Consider the following 16,809-nt stretch of genomic DNA (forward strand, 5'->3'; position numbering starts at 1 on the left):
CCGCCCCCGTGCTCAGCCGCCGACCGTGAAGCCGATCACCGCTCCGCCGCCCTCCCGCCGGAAGGCGAACGGCGCTCCGCCATGGGCCATGGCGACCTCGCGGACGATGGACAGGCCCAGCCCCGATCCCGGCAGGGAGCGCGCGTCCGCGGCGCGGTAGAAGCGGTCGAAGATCCGGATCAGGTCGCCCTCGGCGATACCCGGCCCCCGGTCCAGCACCTCCACCCGCACGGTCCCCGCCCGCGAGGGCCCGGTGATGTTGACCTCGATGGGCCCCTTGCCGTCCCGGTCGAACTTGGCCGCGTTCTCCACCAGGTTCGACATGGCCCGCTGCAGCATCCCGGGCCGCCCGTCGGTCGTCGTGTCACCGCTGGTGCGCAGCAGGATCTCGCGCCCGGTGCGGCGCTTGGCGAGCCCCACGACGTCCTCGGCGATGTCGGCGAGGTCCACCCGCTGCGGCGGCTCGGTGTCGGACTGCCCCGCCGCGAGGTCGACCAGCTCGTTGACCAGGTCGGTCAGCTCACGCGCCTCCTGAGTGAGGTCGGCGACCAGTTCCTCCCGGGTGGCGGGGGGCAGCTCGTCGATGCGGCGCAGGAGAGAGATGTTGGTGCGCAGGGACGTCAGCGGCGTACGCAGCTCGTGCCCCGCGTCCTGCACCAGCCGCCGCTGGTCCTCCTCGGACTGCGCGAGCCGGCCCAGCATCCGGTCGAAGGCGCGGCCGAGGCGCCCCACCTCGTCCAGCCCGGCCACCGGCACCTCGATGCCCAGCCGACGGGTGCGGGCCACGTCCTCCGCGGCGGAGGTGAGGATCACCAGGCGCCGGGTGATCCGGCGGGCCAGCCACCAGCCGAACAGCCCGGCCGCCACCACGACCGCCGACATGAGGATCAGCGTCCGCTGCTGCAGCGTCCGCAGCAGATCCTCGGTGTCGCTGAACTCCTGCGCGACCTGGACCGCGCCCCGCCCGTCGCCGAGCGAGACGGTGGCGATGCGGAACAGGTCCCCGTCCACCGGTACGTCCTTGTGCTCGACGACCTTCCCGGCGGTCGTCGCGAGCGCCATGGCCTTGTCGCGGGAGGTGACGGGCAGGCTCGGGTTGCCGTGGTCCACGATCTGCCCCTGCGCGCCCAGCACCTGCACATCGGTACGGGCGGGCCGGACCAGGTCGTGCCCGGGGCGGGAGGAGGAGAAGTCCTCGGGGACCATCTCGTGCTGCCGCACCTCGTCCCGCACGTCCTGCACGACCTGCGTGAACACCGACTGCTGGTCGACCCGGACGAGCCGCGCGGCGCTGCCGTACGACAGGATGCCGACCAGGATCGTGACGGCGGCGGTGACGGCCGCGAAGGAGACGGCGAAGGTGGTGCGCAGTGAGACCAGCTTGGGCCGGCCGGGGGCCAGCAGCCGCCGCAGGCGGCCCACCTAGTCCTCCCGGAGCACGTAACCCACGCCCCGCACGGTGTGGATCAGCTGCGGGGCGCCGGGCTCGTCGAGCTTGCGGCGCAGATAGCCGACGTAGACGGCGAGGTTCTTCGAGCCGGGCCCGAAGTCGTAGCCCCAGATACGGTCGTAGATCGTGGAGTGGTCGAGCACGATGCCCGCGTTGCGCACGAGCAGTTCCAGCAGCTCGAACTCGGTGCGGGTCAGCTCCAGCTCGCGCTGGCCGCGCCAGGCCCGGCGGGCCTGCAGGTCCATGCGGATGCCGGCGGCCTCGATCTGCCGGTCGGGGAGCTGGACCTCCCGGCCGCCGTTCTCGCCGCCGGCGGCGCCGCTGCCGGCGGGCACCGGGCTGGTGCGGCGGAGCAGGGCGCGCAGCCGGGCGAAGACCTCCTCGACGTCGAACGGCTTGACGACGTAGTCGTCGGCGCCGGCGTCCAGGCCCGCGATCCGGTCAGCGGTCTCCACGAGGGCGGTGAGCATGAGGATGGGGGTGCGGTCGCCCTCGGCGCGCAGCACCCGGCAGACCTGGAGGCCGTCGATCCCCGGCATCATCACGTCGAGCACGAGGACGTCCGGCGGCGTCTTGTGGGCCTGTGCCAGCGCCTCGACGCCGTCGGCCACCGCCGTCACCTCGTACCCTTCCAGGGTCAGGGCACGCTCCAGGGCATGGCGGATGGCACGGTCGTCTTCAGCGAGCAGCACAGTCTGGGGCACGCACCCAGTCTGCCAAGCACTTCGGCGGTTCGGCCGGGGCGAGCGGACCTACGATCACCCTTTTTACCCCTCTCTCACCGTCACACGGGCAACCCTGCCCGCCGCCCTACCGTCTTCTCACCCTGGCTGAGCACCGAGGCCTGGGCACCCGGGCTAGGCGGCGCCGAGCCGGGCGAGCTGTTCCGCGAACGGCACGACCGGCGGTTCGGCCTCCTGCCCGGCTGCGCCCGCCCGCAGCCCCGACATCAGTGCGGTCAGCTCCCCCGCCGCCCGCTCGATCCGCCCGGCGAGCCCTTCCTCGCCCCAGTCCTCCGACGCCGCGTACACCGCCGTGGGGACGATCACGGCCCGCAGATAGGCGAACAGGGGCCGCAGCGCGTGTTCCAGTACCAGCGAGTGCCGGGCCGTACCGCCGGTGGCCGCGAGCAGCACCGGCTTGCCCGCCAGCGCGTCCTTGTCCAGCACGTCGAAGAACGACTTGAACAACCCGCTGTACGACGCCGAGAACACCGGTGTGACGACGATCAGCCCGTCGGCCCCCGCCACCGCGTCCTGCGCGGCGGCGAGCGCCTTCCCGGCGAACCCGTTGGTGAAGTTGTGCGCGATCTCGACGGCGAGGTCCCGCAGCTCGATCACCTCCACGTCCGCCTCCGCCCGCCGCGCCACCGCGGCGGCCAGCCGGTCGCCCAGCAGCCGGGTGGAGGACGGGACGCTCAGTCCCGCGGACACGATCACCAGCTTCATACGGCGCTCGCCTCCTTCGCGGCCAGCAGGGACTGGTGGGTCGGCGCCTCCGGCACGTCCGCGGGCCGGCCGTTCGCGAACTCCTTGCGCAGCACGGGCACGACCTCCTCGCCGAGCATGTCGATCTGCTCCAGCACGGTCTTCAGCGGCAGCCCGGCGTGGTCCACCAGGAACAGCTGGCGCTGGTAGTCACCGGCGTAACCGCGGAAGGACAGGGTCTTCTCGATGACCTGCTCCGGGGTGCCGACGGTGAGCGGGGTCTGCTCGGTGAAGTCCTCCAGGGAGGGCCCGTGGCCGTAGACCGGCGCGTTGTCGAAGTACGGCCGGAACTCGCGCACCGCGTCCTGCGAGTTCTTCCGCATGAACACCTGGCCGCCGAGGCCGACGATCGCCTGCTCGGGCGTGCCGTGCCCGTAGTGCGCGAACCGGGTCCGGTACAGCTCGACCATCCGCTTGGTGTGGTCGGCCGGCCAGAAGATGTTGTTGTGGAAGAAGCCGTCGCCGTAGTACGCCGCCTGCTCGGCGATCTCCGGGGAGCGGATGGAGCCGTGCCAGACGAAGGGCGGTACGCCGTCCAGCGGGCGCGGGGTGGAGGTGAAGCCCTGCAGCGGGGTGCGGAACTTGCCCTCCCAGTCCACGACGTCCTCGCGCCAGAGCCGGCGCAGCAGGGCGTAGTTCTCGATGGCGAGGTTGATGCCCTGCCGGATGTCCTGGCCGAACCAGGGGTAGACCGGCCCGGTGTTCCCGCGGCCCATCATCAGGTCGACGCGCCCGTCGGCCAGGTGCTGGAGCATCGCGAAGTCCTCCGCGATCTTCACCGGGTCGTTGGTGGTGATCAGGGTGGTGGACGTGGACAGGATCAGCTTCTCCGTCTGCGCCGCCACATAGCCGAGCATGGTCGTCGGGGACGACGGCACGAACGGCGGGTTGTGGTGCTCGCCGGTGGCGAAGACGTCCAGGCCGACCTCCTCGGCCTTGAGCGCGATGGCGACCATGGCCTTGATCCGCTCGCGCTCGGTCGGCGTGCGCCCCGTGGTGGGGTCCGGCGTGACGTCGCCGACCGTGAAGATCCCGAACTGCATGGTCGCTCACCCTTTAGGTTGTTGACGGTTCAACTATATCCGCTGAACGGCCACCCCGGCCGGGTTATTCCAACTCCCTCAGGGCACGAGCACCAGCCGCCCGCGCACCCCGCCCTCCGCGAGCCGCGCATGCGCCTCGGCCGCCTCCTCCAGGGCATACGTCTCGGCCACCCGCAGGGTCAGCACCCCCTCGTCCACCAGCCGGACCAGCTCGGCGAGCCGCGCGCCGTCGGCCCGCACCCACACGTTCTCCGGAAGGGAAGAGCCCATGGCGACCATGAGCGCCGCGAGCAGGCCCGCGCCGACTACGACGCCTTCCTGCGCGAATGCCCCACCAACCAGCTCCTCGGCCGGCTCAGCGACAAGTGGGTCAGCCTCGTCGTCGCCGCCCTGGCCACCGGCCCCCTGCGCTACAGCGACCTCGGCCGCAAGATCGCCGGCGTCAGCCCCAAGATGCTCACCCAGACCCTGCGCACCCTCGAACGGGACGGCATCATCAGCCGCACGGTCACCCCGTCCGTCCCCGTCCGCGTCGACTACGAACTCACCCCGCTCGGCGCCAGCCTCGCCGCCCTGCTGACCGCCGTGAAGGACTGGGCCGAGACCCACTTCGAGGAGGTACGAGCGGCCCGCGAGCGCTACGACGCGGAGAACCCCGCCTGATCCCCCGATCAGCGGGCCTCAGAAGGCGTACGCGTCCCCGGTGTCCAGCACCAGCACCTTCGTCTGATCGTTCGTGCGGTCCTTGTCCGTCGCGCCACCGGACCACGCCGTGTCGATGTCCAGCGTCACCTCCGCCGGCTCCTCCTTCAGCCGCACCGGCACATCCAGCTGCTCGCCCACCCCGTTCGCGGCCAGCGCACCCGTCCCGCACAGCACCGTCCGGTCGTCCGCCCGGGCACACCGCGCGGGCAACTGCTGCTCCTCGGCCAGCGCCACCGACCAGCGCAGCCGCACGGTCGCGTCCGGCACGGCGGCGAGCCCGTCGTTGCGCGGGGTCAGCTTCACCTCCACCTTGTCCCCGTCCATCACCACGGTCCCGTGAAACGCCAGATCGGCCTCGGGCACGGGCGCCGGAGCGGCCACGGCGACCCCCGCCCCCAGAACCACACCGGCCAAGGCCCCCGCCACACCCCAGGTCCACATCCGCACGCCGCTCACCACTCCACGCATCCGATCCGACTGGCGTAGGGATGTATGCCACGCAGGCCACGGCGCAGGCGCCGTCCATCAGGTGACAGACCGCGCCCGGGCTCCCGCGGCCCGCATGCCAAGCTGCTGCCCATGTCGATCCTCCGCTCCGCCGCCCTGTTCGTCGTCGCCGCCGTCTTCGAGATCGGCGGCGCCTGGCTGATCTGGCAGGGCGTACGCGAGCACCGGGGCTGGCTGTGGATGACCGGCGGGGTCCTGGCCCTCGGCGCGTACGGCTTCGTCGCCACCTTCCAGCCCGACGCCCACTTCGGCCGCGTCCTGGCCGCGTACGGCGGCGTCTTCGTCGCCGGCTCACTTCTGTGGGGGGCCATCGCGGACGGCTACCGCCCCGACCGCTACGACATCGTGGGCGCGCTGATCTGCCTCGCCGGGATGGCCGTGATCATGTGGGCCCCGAGGAACGGCGCCTGAGCCTCACTTACGCTGGACGGAGCCGATAGCCACCAGAACTCCAGGAGCTGCCCATGGCCCCCGCCTCCCGCATCGCCGTCGTCACCGGTGCGAGCAGCGGCATCGGCGCCGCCACGGCCCGGCAGCTCGCCGAGGCCGGCTACCGCGTCGTCCTCACCGCCCGCCGCAAGGACCGCATCGAGGCGCTGGCGGAGAAGCTGACCAAGGCGGGCCACTCGGCGGTGGCCTACCAGCTGGACGTGACCGACCGCGCGGCCGTCGACGAGTTCGCGACGGCCTTCCAGACCGTCGGCGTCCTGGTCAACAACGCGGGCGGCGCCCTCGGCGCGGACCCGGTGGCCACCGGCGACCCGGCGGACTGGCGCACGATGTACGAGACGAACGTCATCGGCACCCTGAACCTCACCCAGGCCCTGCTGCCCAAGCTGGTGGCGAGCGGCGACGGCGTGGTCGTGGTCGTCTCCTCCACCGCCGGCCACGGCACGTACGAGGGCGGCGGGGGCTATGTCGCCGCCAAGCACGGCGCCCACGTCCTCGCCGAGACCCTCCGCCTGGAGATCGTCGGCCAGCCGGTCCGCGTCATCGAGATCGCCCCCGGCATGGTCAAGACCGACGAGTTCGCCCTGACCCGCTTCGGCGGCGACGAGGCGAAGGCGGCCAAGGTCTACGAGGGCGTGGCCGAGCCCCTCACCGCGGACGACGTGGCCGAGACGATCACCTGGGCGGTCACCCGCCCCAGCCACGTCAACGTAGACCTCCTCGTCCTGCGCCCCCGCGCCCAGGCGTCCAACACCAAGGTCCACCGGGAGCTGTGATGACCGAATCCCCCGAGACCCCCGACGCCACCGACTCCCTCGAAAAGGCCCGCCTGGCCCAGGAGACCAAGGACGAACGCAAGGTCTGGTACTTCCTCGGCTACTTCCTCTTCGGCATCCACATCGTGGCCTTCGTGATGATCTACGCGGTACGGCACGCGAAGTGACTCAAGATTAGCCCAAACGGGCGAACCTCCCCGATCACCCGATCGCCGTACGAACTGGCGATCTAGGCTCGCGCCACACGATCAATCCGACGGCCCTCGGCTGGGCTGCATCCCCGCCGAGGGCCTCACCAGCATGGAAGTGGAGGCTTCCTGTGGCTGAATGCGAGCCTAGCGCCCACCGGTTCATGGACCTCATGGTGCCCGAGTACGCATACATGTTCGGGTTCTTGCAGGCGGATGGGCATCTGTCCCAGCAGTCACGGCAACGCGGGCGCCTGACCGTCGAAATCAGCGCCCGCGACATCGACTTGCTGCGGAAGTTCCAGAAACTGACGCCCTACAACAGCAGCATCACCGAACGCACTCGGTCGACCAACTTCGCCGAAACCCACACCGCCGCGGTCTGGAGCCTGTGTTCCCTAGAAGCCAGGACCAGGATCAACGAACTCGGCCTGCCTTACAGCCGTAAGTCCAAGACGATCGCTCCGCCCGACGCCGAGTTCTCTCGCCGCGACTACCTGCGAGGCCTGATCGACGCAGACGGCTCGGTCGGCTTCACCAGCAAGGGATTCCCGTTCGTCTCCCTCATCACGGCCAGCTCCGCCATCGCGTCCTGCTTGCGCGACTACGCCAGTGACATCACGGGAGCCGAGCGCATCCTCAAGCGCAACACTCGCGACGACATCTACAACATCCTTTACCTGATGGAGGTGGCCCAGCGCCTGGCAGCCGACCTGTACTACCCCGGCTGTCTGTCCCTGGACCGCAAGCACACTGCCGCCGACTCCCTCTCGGCTTGGTTACGCCCCGCAGGAATGAGGGCCGCATACACAAGGCGCCGCTGGACTGAGCACGAAGACCGGATCCTGCTCAAGCTCAACAGCCCGCAGGCTGCCGCTGATGTACTCGGCAGGACCACCCAAAGCTGCAATCTCCGCCTCTGGCGCCTGCGTACCGGCCAAGCGCCCAAGCCCAGCGACCAGTGACCCGATGAGCGAGGCCCCCTGCCGGTGCAGGGGGCCTCGCTCATCAGCCCTTCACACAGATGAACTGCTTCAGCTTCGCCACGACCTCCACGAGATCACGCTGCTGCGCCATCACCTGGTCGATGTTCTTGTAGGCGCCAGGAATCTCATCCAGTACCCCCGCGTCCTTGCGGCACTCCACACCCCGCGTCTGTTCCTCAAGGTCCTTGACGGTGAAGTGCCGCTTCGCTGCGTTGCGACTCATACGCCGACCTGCCCCGTGGGACGCCGAGTTGAAGGCCTTCTCGTTCCCGAGGCCCTTCACGATGTACGAGCTGGTACCCATCGAGCCCGGAATGATCCCGAACTCCCCGGAGCCGGCTCGGATCGCTCCCTTGCGGGTCACGAGCAGATCCATGCCCTCGTACCGCTCCTCGGCAACGTAATTGTGGTGGCACGAGATCTCCGGCTCGAAGGTCGGCTTGGCCTTCTTGAACTCCTTGCGGACCACGTCCTTCAGGAGCGCCATCATGAGGGCGCGGTTGTACTTGGCGTACTCCTGCGCCCAGTAGAGATCGTTCCTGTACGCCGCCATCTGCGGGGTGTCCGAGACGAACACCGCCAGGTCACGGTCGACCAGCCCCTGGTTGTGCGGGAGCTTCTGCGCGACACCGATGTGGTACTCGGCAAGTTCCTTGCCGATATTGCGTGAACCGGAGTGCAACATCAGCCAGACCGAATTTGCCTGATCCAGACACAATTCGATCAGATGATTCCCGCCTCCGAGTGTCCCCATCTGCTTATGCGCCCGCTCCTGACGGAATTTGACCGCTTCCGCGACCCCGTCGAACCGCCCCCAGAAGTCATCCCACCCCGCCGTAGCCAGCCCGTGAAAGTCCCCCGGCTCCACGGGATCCTCATGCATCCCCCGCCCCACCGGAATCGCCTGCTCGATCTTCGACCGCAGCCGCGACAGGTCGCCCGGCAGGTCGTTCGCCGTCAGTGACGTCTTCACCGCCGACATTCCGCACCCGATGTCCACCCCGACCGCCGCCGGGCACACCGCGCCCTGCATGGCGATGACGGAGCCGACCGTCGCGCCCTTGCCGTAGTGGACGTCCGGCATCACGGCCAGGCCCTTGATCCAGGGCAGGGTCGCCACGTTCTGGAGCTGACGCAGGGCCACGTCCTCGACCGTCGCGGGGTCGGTCCACATCCGGATCGGGACCTTCGCGCCCGGCATCTCCACGTACGACATAGTTTCCTCATTCCCCCGAAAACGACAACAAAGGCTTACGCAAGGCTTATAGGCGGCAAAGCGGAAAAGCAGTGCGGATGCCGGTGAAAAAGGACAAGGGACCGGCGGCCATGGCAGCGCGTGCGATACACATTGTCTCCAGGGGACGCCCCGCTGCGGCAAGCGAATAACCAGCGGGGACACTGGAGCACCAAGCGAGCGCACACCCGAGAGGAGCCCGACCGTGCAGCGGAAGGCGTACGTAACCGGCACCGCCGCCCTCCTCGCGGCGCTGCTGGCCGGCTGCACGAGCGGCTCCGGCGGCGACAGCCCGACGGACAACGCCAATCCGGGCAACGCCGGCACCGCCTCGGCCGTCGCCCAGCCCGGCAAGTACCGCACGCTGCCCGAACCCTGCGGCGCGCTCGGCCATGACACCCTCGACTCGATGCTGCCCGGCATCAAGCAGATCGCCGACCCCGGCCAGCGCGACAAGGCCTACCAGGGGCAGGCCGCGCTCACTTATGACACCGACCGCAAGGTCGGCTGCCGTTGGAAGGTGGAGTCCGCGGACGCCACGGACCGTCTCTCGGTCGACTTCGAGCGCGTGGTGTCGTACGACAACACGGTCAGCGACGACGACCAGGCGAAGAAGCTGTTCGAGGGCAAGGAGTCGGCCGCCGACCTGCCCGCGCCGAGCAGCTCCTCGGCGACGAGCGGGACGAGCCAGACGAGCGGGACGAGCACGCCGACGCCGACGTCCTCGCCGACGTCCTCGCCGTCGTCCAGCGGCTCACCCTCCTCCTCCGCGAGCACCGGCGCCGCCCCTTCCGGCTCCGCCTCCGACTCCGCCACGGCCGATCTGCAGCCGCGGGTGCTGACCGATCTCGGTGACGAGGCGTATATCGACGACCAGCTCGGTTCGTCCGGTTCGACCGCAGAACAGCGGACGGTGACTGTGGTGTTCCGCACGTCCAACGTGGTCGTCACCATCGAGTACGAGGAGCAGCCGACGGCCGTGGGAACAGTCCCGGACAGCAAGGAAATGCAGGACAGAGCCCGTAAACTGGCCGCTCAACTGGACGACGCGCTGGGCGGTTGACGACCTCGGGAGCCGTGCGCCGCGGCGCGCGCGAAGCGCCCGAACCGAAACCGCGCGGCTCCTTCACCGCGTACCGTGGGCCCCCGCAGGAACCCGCACGAACACCGAGCGTCATGAGTGAAGGAACCATGCAGCGAGCAGCCCAGCGAGACGACCGTGCCCGAGAGATGCGTGGCAAGCGCCTTAGCCGTGTTCTTGTCTGCGCCGCAGCCGTGCCGGCGGTGCTGATCACCGCCGCCTGTTCGTCGGACTCGGGCGATTCCAAGAGCAAGGGCACCGCCAGCAGCACGCAGCAGTCCGCGGGCGGCGGCACGACGCCCTCGGCGAGCGCGTCCGCGACCGTGCAGGCGGCCGCTTACCGGAAACTGCCCGACGCGTGTGCGGTGCTGTCGAAGAAGACCCTGACGGATCTGGTGCCGAAGGGCACGTCGGGCAAGAAGGGCAGTTCGGACGATCCGTCCTCGCGTACCTCCTGTTCCTGGAGCAGCCTGGACAACAACGGTGTGAAGGGCTCGCAGTTCCGGTGGCTGAACGTGTCCCTGATCCGTTTCGACTCGGACAGCACGCGCGGTGCCGGTGACACGCAGGCCCACACGTACTTCGCCCAGCAGGTCAAGGACTCCGCGTCGGTGGCCGGCGCGCAGAACGTCAAGGAGCTTCCGCTGTCCGGGACGGGCGCGGAGGCGACGGCGGTGCGTTACGACCTGAAGAAGAAGGAAGGTCTGTTCAAGCAGCAGACGGTGGTCGCGCGGGTCGAGAACGTGGTCGTCACGCTCGACTACAACGGCGCCGGTCTCGCGGGTGAGAAGACTCCGGACGCCGACGCCCTGACGAAGGCCGCGGAGAGCGCGGTCAAGGAGGCGATCGGGGCGGTGTCGTCCGCCAACGGCGGCTCGTCGGCGTCGGGTTCCGCGTCGTCGGCCCCGTCGAAGTCGGCTGCCCCCTCGAGGTCCGCCTCCGGCTCCCCGTCCAAGTCGGCCTCTTCCGGCGCTTCTCCGTCCAAGTCGGCCACGAAGAAGAACTGACCGAGGGGTCCCGAGGGGTCCGAAGCCCCGACCGGTACCACGTTCGCCGTTCACGTGTGCCACCCTGTTGCGCGCAACAACAGGCAAGGTGAGGGGAGTACGCGTGGCCGCGCCACTGCAGCTGACTCGGATGCACCGCGTTCTCATCGGCGTGGTCGTGACCGGCGCCTTGATCATCGCCGGTATCGGCTTCGCCGGTTCCTACGCGGCCGTCCGTGAGCTGGCCATCAAGAAGGGCTTCGGGAACTTCTCCTATGTCTTCCCGGTGGGCATCGACGCGGGCATCTGTGTCCTGCTGTCCCTGGACCTGCTGCTGACCTGGATCCGTATTCCCTTCCCGCTGCTGCGCCAGACGGCGTGGCTGCTGACGGCGGCGACGATCGCGTTCAACGGCGCCGCCGCCTGGCCGGACCCGCTGGGCGTCGGCATGCACGCGGTGATCCCGGTGCTGTTCGTGGTGGCGGTGGAGGCGGCCCGGCACGCGATCGGCCGGATCGCCGACATCACGGCGGACAAGCACATGGAGGGCGTCCGGCTGACCCGCTGGCTCCTCTCCCCCGTTCCCACCTTTCTCCTCTGGCGCCGTATGAAGCTGTGGGAGCTGCGCTCCTACGACCAGGTGATCAGGCTGGAGCAGGAACGTCTCGTCTACCAGGCGCGCCTGCGTTCCCGCTTCGGCCGCGCCTGGCGCCGCAAGGCTCCGGTGGAGTCCCTGATGCCGCTGCGGCTGGCGAGGTACGGGGTCCCGCTGGCGGAGACGGCCGCGGCGGGGCTTGCGGCGGCGGGCATAGAACCGACCGCGATACCTGTGGTGGCTGCGGGCGGTCGTGCCGCCGGGGCGGCGCCCGTCCCACAGCAGGCGGCACCTCCCGGCGAGCAGCGCCCCGAACTGTCCGGACGGCACACCGGGCAGCCGGAAAACGCCTCCGTGGACGAGCAGAGCCCCTGGTTCCAGACCCCGCGCGAGGTCGAGTACCACGGTGGCTACGACCCCACCTACGACCCGATGATGCAGGAACCTCAGTACGCCCCCGAGGAGCAGTACGAGGAGTGGTACGAGGAACAGCCCCCCGAGCAGTTCCAGCAGCCCTCCCCGGAGGAGACCGGCAGCTTCCCCATCCCGGTGGGCCCGAACCGCACCCGCGAACTGGGCGAGGGCGGCGGCACGCCGGAGCCGGACGAGGAGGCCTACTACCAGGTCTTCCGCCAGTCGATCGATGGCAGCTACCCCACGCCCCGGGTCCTCGGCGACAACATCCAGGCGACGTTCGGGACGACGCTGAGCCCCAGCGCGCTGAAAGCCCTCGCGGAGCGCTTCCAGCAGCGCCACTCCGCGGAACTCGAAGAAGACCACATCGCGTGACGCAGACGAGGAGGGGGCGCCCGGTGATACCGGGCGCCCCCTCCTCGTACGTCGCGGCCTACTCCCCGAGCAGGGCCCGCACCCGCTCCTGCCCCACCGCGAGGAGCAGCGTGGGCAGTCGCGGCCCGGTGTCCCGCCCGACGAGCAGGTGGTACAGCAGGGCGAAGAAGGACCGCTGAGCCGTCTTGATCTCGGCCGGCAGTTCCCTCGGCGTGGCGTCGGCCGGGAACCCGGCCTGCACCTTGGGCACGCCGTACACGAGGTGGGTCAGGCCGTCGAGCGACCAGTGCTCGGCGAGGCCGTCGAGCAGCAGCCGTACGGACTGCTGGGAGGCCTCGTCGAGGGACTTCAGCAGCTCGACGTCGGGCTCCTCGCGCACGATGGTCCGCTGGTCGGCGGGCACGTGCGTGTTGATCCAGGCTTCTGCCCTGTCGTACCGCGGCCGCACCTCGTCCAGGGACGCGAGCGGCTGGTCCGGGTCCAGTTCGGAGAGGATCCGCAGGGCCTGGTCCTCGTGCCCGGCGGTGATGTCGGCGACGGACGCGAGCGTGCGGTACGGCAGCGGGCGCGGCGTCTTGGGCAGTTCACCGCCGGCCGTGCCGACCGCGCGCGTGTACGCGGCCACGTCGGCCGGCAGCGCGGAGCCGTCGGCGACCTTCCCGGCCAGCTTGTCCCACTCGTCGTAGAGCCGCTGGATCTCCTGGTCGAACGCGATCTTGAAGGACTGGTTGGGCTTGCGGCGGGCGTAGAGCCAGCGCAGGATCTGCGGCTCCATGATCTTCAGCGCGTCGGCGGGAGTCGGGACCCCACCGCGCGACGACGACATCTTCGCCATGCCGCTGATGCCCACGAAGGCGTACATGGGCCCGATCGGCTGCTTGCCGCCGAAGATCCCGACGATCTGGCCACCGACCTGGAAGCTGGACCCCGGCGAGGAGTGGTCGACACCGCTCGGCTCGAAGACGACGCCCTCGTACGCCCAGCGCATCGGCCAGTCGACCTTCCAGACCAGCTTGCCGCGGTTGAACTCGCTGAGCCGGACGGTCTCGGTGAAGCCGCACGCGGTGCAGGTGTAGGCCAGCTCGGTGGAGTCGTCGTCGTACGAGGTGACGGTCGTCAGGTCCTTCTCGCAGTTGCCACAGTACGGCTTGTACGGGAAGTAGCCGGCGGAGCCGGAGCTGCCGTCGTCCTCGGACGCGGCGCCCGAGCCCTCCTCGGCCTCCAGCTCGGCCTCGTCGACGGCCTTCTGCTGCTGCTTCTTCGGGGCCTTCTTGGTGCGGTACTGGGCGAGGATCGCGTCGATGTCGCCGCGGTGCCTCATGGCGTGCAGGATCTGCTCGCGGTAGGCGCCGGAGGTGTACTGCGCGGTCTGGCTGATGCCGTCGAACTCGACACCCAGCTCGGCGAGCGAGGCGATCATCGCGGCCTTGAAGTGCTCGGCCCAGTTCGGGTACGACGATCCGCGCGGCGCCGGCACCGAGGTCAGCGGCTTGCCGATGTGCTCGGCCCAGGTCTCGTCGATGCCCGCGACGCCCGCCGGGACCTTGCGGTAGCGGTCGTAGTCGTCCCAGGAGATCAGGTGCCGGACCTGGTACCCGCGGCGGCGGATCTCGTCGGCGACCAGGTGCGGGGTCATGACCTCGCGCAGGTTGCCGAGGTGGATCGGACCCGACGGGGAGAGTCCGGACGCGACGACGACCGGTTTGCCCGGGGCCCGGCGCTCCGACTCCTCGATGACCTCATCCGCGAAACGGGAGACCCAGTCGGTGGTCTCGGTGCTCTGAGCCACGATCGGCACGTCCTTCTTTCTGAACGGGGTGGCACTCCATCTGATCGGGGTGACACTCCATTCTCACAGACCGGGATGCGACGGCGAAAACGGCTTTACCTGCCGTGGGATACTGGCTGGGTCTATCCATCCCCACGAGGAGAACGGCACCCATTCCTATGGCCTCGGTCACGTCCCTCAGCGACAACGTCCAGCAGCACCTCGCGTCCGCCCTCTCGGCCACCCTGCCGGAGGCCGCCGGCGCGGACCCGCTGCTGCGACGAAGCGACCGGGCCGACTTCCAGGCCAACGGGATCCTGGCCCTGGCCAAGAAGGCGAAGGCCAACCCGAGGGAGCTGGCGACGCAGGTCGTCTCCCAGGTGGTGACGGGTGACGAGCTGATCAAGGACGTCGAGGTCTCCGGCCCCGGCTTCCTGAACATCACGATCGCGGACCGGGCGATCACCGCGAACCTGGCCGCGCGGTACGCGGACGAGACGGGCCGCCTCGGCGTGCCGACCGCCGCGCAGCCGGGCACGACGGTGATCGACTATGCGCAGCCGAACGTGGCGAAGGAGATGCACGTAGGCCATCTGCGGTCGGCGGTGATCGGCGACTCGGTGGTCCAGCTCCTGGAGTTCACCGGCGAGAACGTGATCCGGCGCCACCACATCGGCGACTGGGGCACCCAGTTCGGCATGCTCATCCAGTACCTGGACGAGCACCCGCACGAGCTGGACCACAAGGAGGCCCGGGTCACCGGTGAGGAGGCGATGTCGAACCTCGACCGCCTCTACAAGGCCGCGCGGAAGCTCTTCGACTCCGACGAGGAGTTCAAGACGCGGGCCCGCCGCCGGGTGGTCGACCTCCAGGCCGGCGATCCGCACACGCTGGCCATGTGGCAGAAGTTCGTGGACGAGTCGAAGATCTACTTCTTCTCCGTCTTCGAGAAGCTGGACATGGAGATCCGCGACCCCGACATCGTCGGTGAGTCCGGCTACAACGACATGCTGGCCGAGACCTGCCGCCTCCTGGAGGAGTCGGGCGTAGCGGTCCGCTCGGAGGGCGCCCTGTGCGTCTTCTTCGACGACATCAAGGGCCCGGACGGCAACCCGGTCCCGCTGATCGTCCAGAAGTCGGACGGCGGCTACGGCTACGCGGCCACCGACCTCTCCGCGATCCGCGACCGAGTCTTCAACCTGAAGGCGAACACCCTCCTCTACGTGGTGGACGCCCGTCAGGCCCTGCACTTCAAGATGGTCTTCGAGACGGCGCGGCGGGCCGGCTGGCTGAACGAGGACGTCACCGCCTTCCAGCTGGCCTTCGGCACGGTCCTCGGCAAGGACGGCAAGCCGTTCAAGACGCGTGAGGGCGAGACGGTCCGGCTGGTGGACCTCCTCGACGAGGCGATCGACCGCGCCTCGGCCGTCGTACGGGAGAAGGCCCAGGACCTGTCCGAGGAGGAGATCGCCGAGCGGGGCGCCCAGGTGGGCATCGGCGCGGTGAAGTACGCGGACCTGTCGACGTCGGCGAACCGGGACTACAAGTTCGACCTGGACCAGATGGTCTCGCTCAACGGCGACACGAGCGTGTACCTGCAGTACGCGTACGCCCGTATCCAGTCCATCCTGCGCAAGGCCGGCGAGACCCGCCCGGCCGCGCACCCCGAGCTGGAACTGGCGGAGGCGGAGCGCGCCCTGGGCCTGCACGTGGACGCGTTCGCGGAGACGGTGACGGAGGCGGCCTCGGAGTACGCCCCGCACAAGCTGGCGGCGTACCTCTACCAACTGGCGTCCCTCTACACGTCCTTCTACGACAAGTGCCCGGTCCTGAAGGCCGAGTCCCCGCAGCAGGTGGAGAACCGCCTCTTCCTGTGCGACATCACGGCCCGCACCCTGCACCAGGGGATGGCCCTGCTGGGCATCCGGACGCCCGAGAAGCTCTGACCGGCAGCCCTCAGAGTCTGTGGAGACCCGTCTCCACGGACTCTGAGGGAGCCCGATGTCCGAGCGAGTCCCCGATCCGTCCACGGCCCACTTCGGCGCGGACGGCATGCGCCGGTTCACGGTGGCGGCCTCCTACGGCATCCAGCTGCCCGACGCGGCCCGCGAGGTACTGACGGCCACCGGGGTTCCGCTGCACGTGCGGCTGACGTGACACGGAAGGTGTTCGCATGAGTTTCGCCGTCTCACCGGATGAAGTCCTGGAATCGTTCGGGCTGACGGGAGTCGTCTACTTCCCTCGATTTCATTCGACGGAGAACTTGCTCGACGAGCGGACGATGCTGTTTCTCAGCCAAGTGGGACTTCCGGACACCAACTGGTTCAAGTCCAAGGCCAGCGTCGGCCAGGACGAGTCGATCAGCTTGCCCGAGTGGTTCGGTCCTGAGGACGGAACACTACCCGCGGAATGCCACAGCTGGCTCGTGCTGGCTTATTTTGCCGCCTCCCTCATCGCCTTGGACCCCAAGAGTGGCAAGATCTACGAGTTCGGCGAGGGCGAGCCGCTGGATTCGTACACCGAGATCCACAGGGACGTCGAGTCACTGGTCTATTCCCTGCGCCTCTTCCAGCAGTTCCTGCAACACAGACGAGACGAAGACGCCGAGATCGAATCGCGAGCCGAGCGCCTCCGTGCCCAGATTTCGGAATTCGACTCCGCACCTTTCGGCAGCGAAGAATCCCAGTGGACTCTGGTATTGGAAGAGGTCATCGACGGGTTTTGGTAGGAAACCGCGACCGCAGAGTTCCTTGCATGCGCGGGT

General features: G+C 69.2%; 18 protein-coding genes and 1 pseudogene. 11 read left to right on the forward strand and 8 right to left on the reverse strand.

The features are described 5' to 3' along the window. Positions 1-12: 12 nt before the first annotated feature. From ACZ418_RS40195 to ACZ418_RS40215, 5 genes and pseudogenes are all read right to left on the reverse strand, one after another. Positions 13-1,422, reverse strand: coding sequence for a sensor histidine kinase (locus ACZ418_RS40195; protein WP_468373110.1), 1,410 nt, complete (start codon positions 1,420-1,422; stop codon positions 13-15). Further along, positions 1,423-2,142 carry a response regulator transcription factor gene (locus ACZ418_RS40200; protein WP_468373219.1) on the reverse strand — a complete coding sequence of 240 codons (720 nt, stop codon included), beginning with the start codon at positions 2,140-2,142 and terminating at the stop codon, positions 1,423-1,425. Positions 2,143-2,307: 165 nt separating this feature from the next. After that, positions 2,308-2,898, reverse strand: coding sequence for a CE1759 family FMN reductase (locus ACZ418_RS40205; RefSeq protein WP_468373112.1), 591 nt, complete (start codon positions 2,896-2,898; stop codon positions 2,308-2,310). Further along, entirely contained in the window at positions 2,895-3,980 is a 1,086-nt protein-coding gene (locus ACZ418_RS40210; RefSeq protein ID WP_468373114.1) for an LLM class flavin-dependent oxidoreductase, read from the reverse strand. The genes ACZ418_RS40205 and ACZ418_RS40210 overlap by 4 nt, the downstream gene beginning before the upstream one ends. 78 nt (positions 3,981-4,058) lie before the next feature. Beyond that, positions 4,059-4,220: pseudogene (locus ACZ418_RS40215) on the reverse strand (zinc-binding dehydrogenase); the annotation flags it as partial. A 78-nt stretch (positions 4,221-4,298) separates the two neighbouring features. On the opposite strand from ACZ418_RS40215, the gene ACZ418_RS40220 reads away from it, so the two are divergent. Continuing rightward, entirely contained in the window at positions 4,299-4,643 is a 345-nt protein-coding gene (locus tag ACZ418_RS40220; RefSeq protein WP_468373222.1) for a winged helix-turn-helix transcriptional regulator, read from the forward strand. Between the two features lie 18 nt (positions 4,644-4,661). On the opposite strand, the gene ACZ418_RS40225 is transcribed toward ACZ418_RS40220, so the two are convergent. After that, the gene (locus ACZ418_RS40225) at positions 4,662-5,126 is read right to left on the reverse strand and encodes a hypothetical protein (protein ID WP_468373225.1); all 465 of its coding nucleotides are present in this window, start codon (positions 5,124-5,126) and stop codon (positions 4,662-4,664) included. 138 nt (positions 5,127-5,264) lie between these two features. On the opposite strand from ACZ418_RS40225, the gene ACZ418_RS40230 reads away from it, so the two are divergent. From ACZ418_RS40230 to ACZ418_RS40245, 4 genes are all read left to right on the forward strand, one after another. Further along, the gene (locus ACZ418_RS40230; protein ID WP_468373116.1) at positions 5,265-5,603 is read left to right on the forward strand and encodes a YnfA family protein; all 339 of its coding nucleotides are present in this window, start codon (positions 5,265-5,267) and stop codon (positions 5,601-5,603) included. Between the two features lie 53 nt (positions 5,604-5,656). Then, positions 5,657-6,418, forward strand: coding sequence for an SDR family NAD(P)-dependent oxidoreductase (locus ACZ418_RS40235; RefSeq protein ID WP_468373119.1), 762 nt, complete (start codon positions 5,657-5,659; stop codon positions 6,416-6,418). After that, positions 6,418-6,585 (forward strand): hypothetical protein, encoded by a 168-nt coding sequence (locus tag ACZ418_RS40240; protein WP_468373121.1) that lies wholly within the window; start codon positions 6,418-6,420, stop codon positions 6,583-6,585. Before ACZ418_RS40235 ends, ACZ418_RS40240 begins: the two co-directional genes overlap by 1 nt. Positions 6,586-6,770: 185 nt before the next feature. Further along, positions 6,771-7,571: an LAGLIDADG family homing endonuclease gene (locus tag ACZ418_RS40245; RefSeq protein ID WP_468373124.1), complete on the forward strand. Its 801-nt coding sequence runs from the start codon at positions 6,771-6,773 to the stop codon at positions 7,569-7,571. 43 nt (positions 7,572-7,614) lie between these two features. Here ACZ418_RS40245 and ACZ418_RS40250 read toward each other — a convergent pair whose 3' ends face one another. Next, positions 7,615-8,808 (reverse strand): RtcB family protein, encoded by a 1,194-nt coding sequence (locus ACZ418_RS40250; protein ID WP_468373126.1) that lies wholly within the window; start codon positions 8,806-8,808, stop codon positions 7,615-7,617. 223 nt (positions 8,809-9,031) lie between these two features. Between ACZ418_RS40250 and ACZ418_RS40255 the strand changes: the two genes are divergently transcribed. The 3 genes from ACZ418_RS40255 (at position 9,032) to ACZ418_RS40265 (ending at position 12,277) form a co-directional block, all read left to right on the forward strand. Next, a complete protein-coding gene (locus ACZ418_RS40255; protein WP_468373129.1) occupies positions 9,032-9,889 on the forward strand; it encodes a DUF3558 domain-containing protein in 858 nt (285 codons plus the stop codon). A gap of 128 nt (positions 9,890-10,017) precedes the next feature. Beyond that, a complete protein-coding gene (locus tag ACZ418_RS40260; RefSeq protein WP_468373132.1) occupies positions 10,018-10,914 on the forward strand; it encodes a DUF3558 domain-containing protein in 897 nt (298 codons plus the stop codon). A 130-nt stretch (positions 10,915-11,044) separates the two neighbouring features. Then, on the forward strand, positions 11,045-12,277 hold the full coding sequence (locus ACZ418_RS40265; RefSeq protein WP_468373228.1) for a DUF2637 domain-containing protein: 1,233 nt from the start codon (positions 11,045-11,047) through the stop codon (positions 12,275-12,277). Between the two features lie 58 nt (positions 12,278-12,335). On the opposite strand, the gene lysS is transcribed toward ACZ418_RS40265, so the two are convergent. Further along, positions 12,336-14,075, reverse strand: coding sequence for a lysine--tRNA ligase (gene lysS / locus ACZ418_RS40270; protein WP_468373135.1), 1,740 nt, complete (start codon positions 14,073-14,075; stop codon positions 12,336-12,338). Between the two features lie 149 nt (positions 14,076-14,224). Here lysS and argS point away from each other — a divergent pair, with 149 nt between their 5' ends. Genes argS through ACZ418_RS40285 form a run of 3 tightly spaced genes read left to right on the forward strand, consistent with a single transcriptional unit; the run spans position 14,225 to position 16,773 of the window. Continuing rightward, positions 14,225-15,991, forward strand: coding sequence for an arginine--tRNA ligase (argS, locus tag ACZ418_RS40275; RefSeq protein WP_468373138.1), 1,767 nt, complete (start codon positions 14,225-14,227; stop codon positions 15,989-15,991). Positions 15,992-16,046: 55 nt separating this feature from the next. After that, complete coding sequence (locus tag ACZ418_RS40280; protein ID WP_468373141.1) at positions 16,047-16,202, forward strand: hypothetical protein; 156 nt, start codon at positions 16,047-16,049, stop codon at positions 16,200-16,202. 16 nt (positions 16,203-16,218) lie between these two features. Then, positions 16,219-16,773: an SUKH-4 family immunity protein gene (locus ACZ418_RS40285; protein WP_468373144.1), complete on the forward strand. Its 555-nt coding sequence runs from the start codon at positions 16,219-16,221 to the stop codon at positions 16,771-16,773. Positions 16,774-16,809: the final 36 nt, after the last annotated feature.

The sequence above is a fragment of the Streptomyces sp. NPDC030820 genome (genome assembly GCF_055572075.1).

Coding starts and splice junctions, on each gene's coding strand:
- ACZ418_RS40210 (WP_468373114.1), bottom strand. CDS start 3,980: ATGCAGTTCGGGATCTTCACGGTCGGCGACGTCACGCCGGACCCCACC.
- ACZ418_RS40245 (WP_468373124.1), top strand. CDS start 6,771: ATGGACCTCATGGTGCCCGAGTACGCATACATGTTCGGGTTCTTGCAG.
- ACZ418_RS40250 (WP_468373126.1), bottom strand. CDS start 8,808: ATGTCGTACGTGGAGATGCCGGGCGCGAAGGTCCCGATCCGGATGTGG.
- ACZ418_RS40205 (WP_468373112.1), bottom strand. CDS start 2,898: ATGAAGCTGGTGATCGTGTCCGCGGGACTGAGCGTCCCGTCCTCCACC.
- ACZ418_RS40265 (WP_468373228.1), top strand. CDS start 11,045: ATGCACCGCGTTCTCATCGGCGTGGTCGTGACCGGCGCCTTGATCATC.
- ACZ418_RS40285 (WP_468373144.1), top strand. CDS start 16,219: ATGAGTTTCGCCGTCTCACCGGATGAAGTCCTGGAATCGTTCGGGCTG.
- ACZ418_RS40280 (WP_468373141.1), top strand. CDS start 16,047: ATGTCCGAGCGAGTCCCCGATCCGTCCACGGCCCACTTCGGCGCGGAC.
- ACZ418_RS40240 (WP_468373121.1), top strand. CDS start 6,418: ATGACCGAATCCCCCGAGACCCCCGACGCCACCGACTCCCTCGAAAAG.
- ACZ418_RS40235 (WP_468373119.1), top strand. CDS start 5,657: ATGGCCCCCGCCTCCCGCATCGCCGTCGTCACCGGTGCGAGCAGCGGC.
- ACZ418_RS40225 (WP_468373225.1), bottom strand. CDS start 5,126: ATGTGGACCTGGGGTGTGGCGGGGGCCTTGGCCGGTGTGGTTCTGGGG.
- ACZ418_RS40260 (WP_468373132.1), top strand. CDS start 10,018: ATGCAGCGAGCAGCCCAGCGAGACGACCGTGCCCGAGAGATGCGTGGC.
- argS (WP_468373138.1), top strand. CDS start 14,225: ATGGCCTCGGTCACGTCCCTCAGCGACAACGTCCAGCAGCACCTCGCG.
- ACZ418_RS40230 (WP_468373116.1), top strand. CDS start 5,265: ATGTCGATCCTCCGCTCCGCCGCCCTGTTCGTCGTCGCCGCCGTCTTC.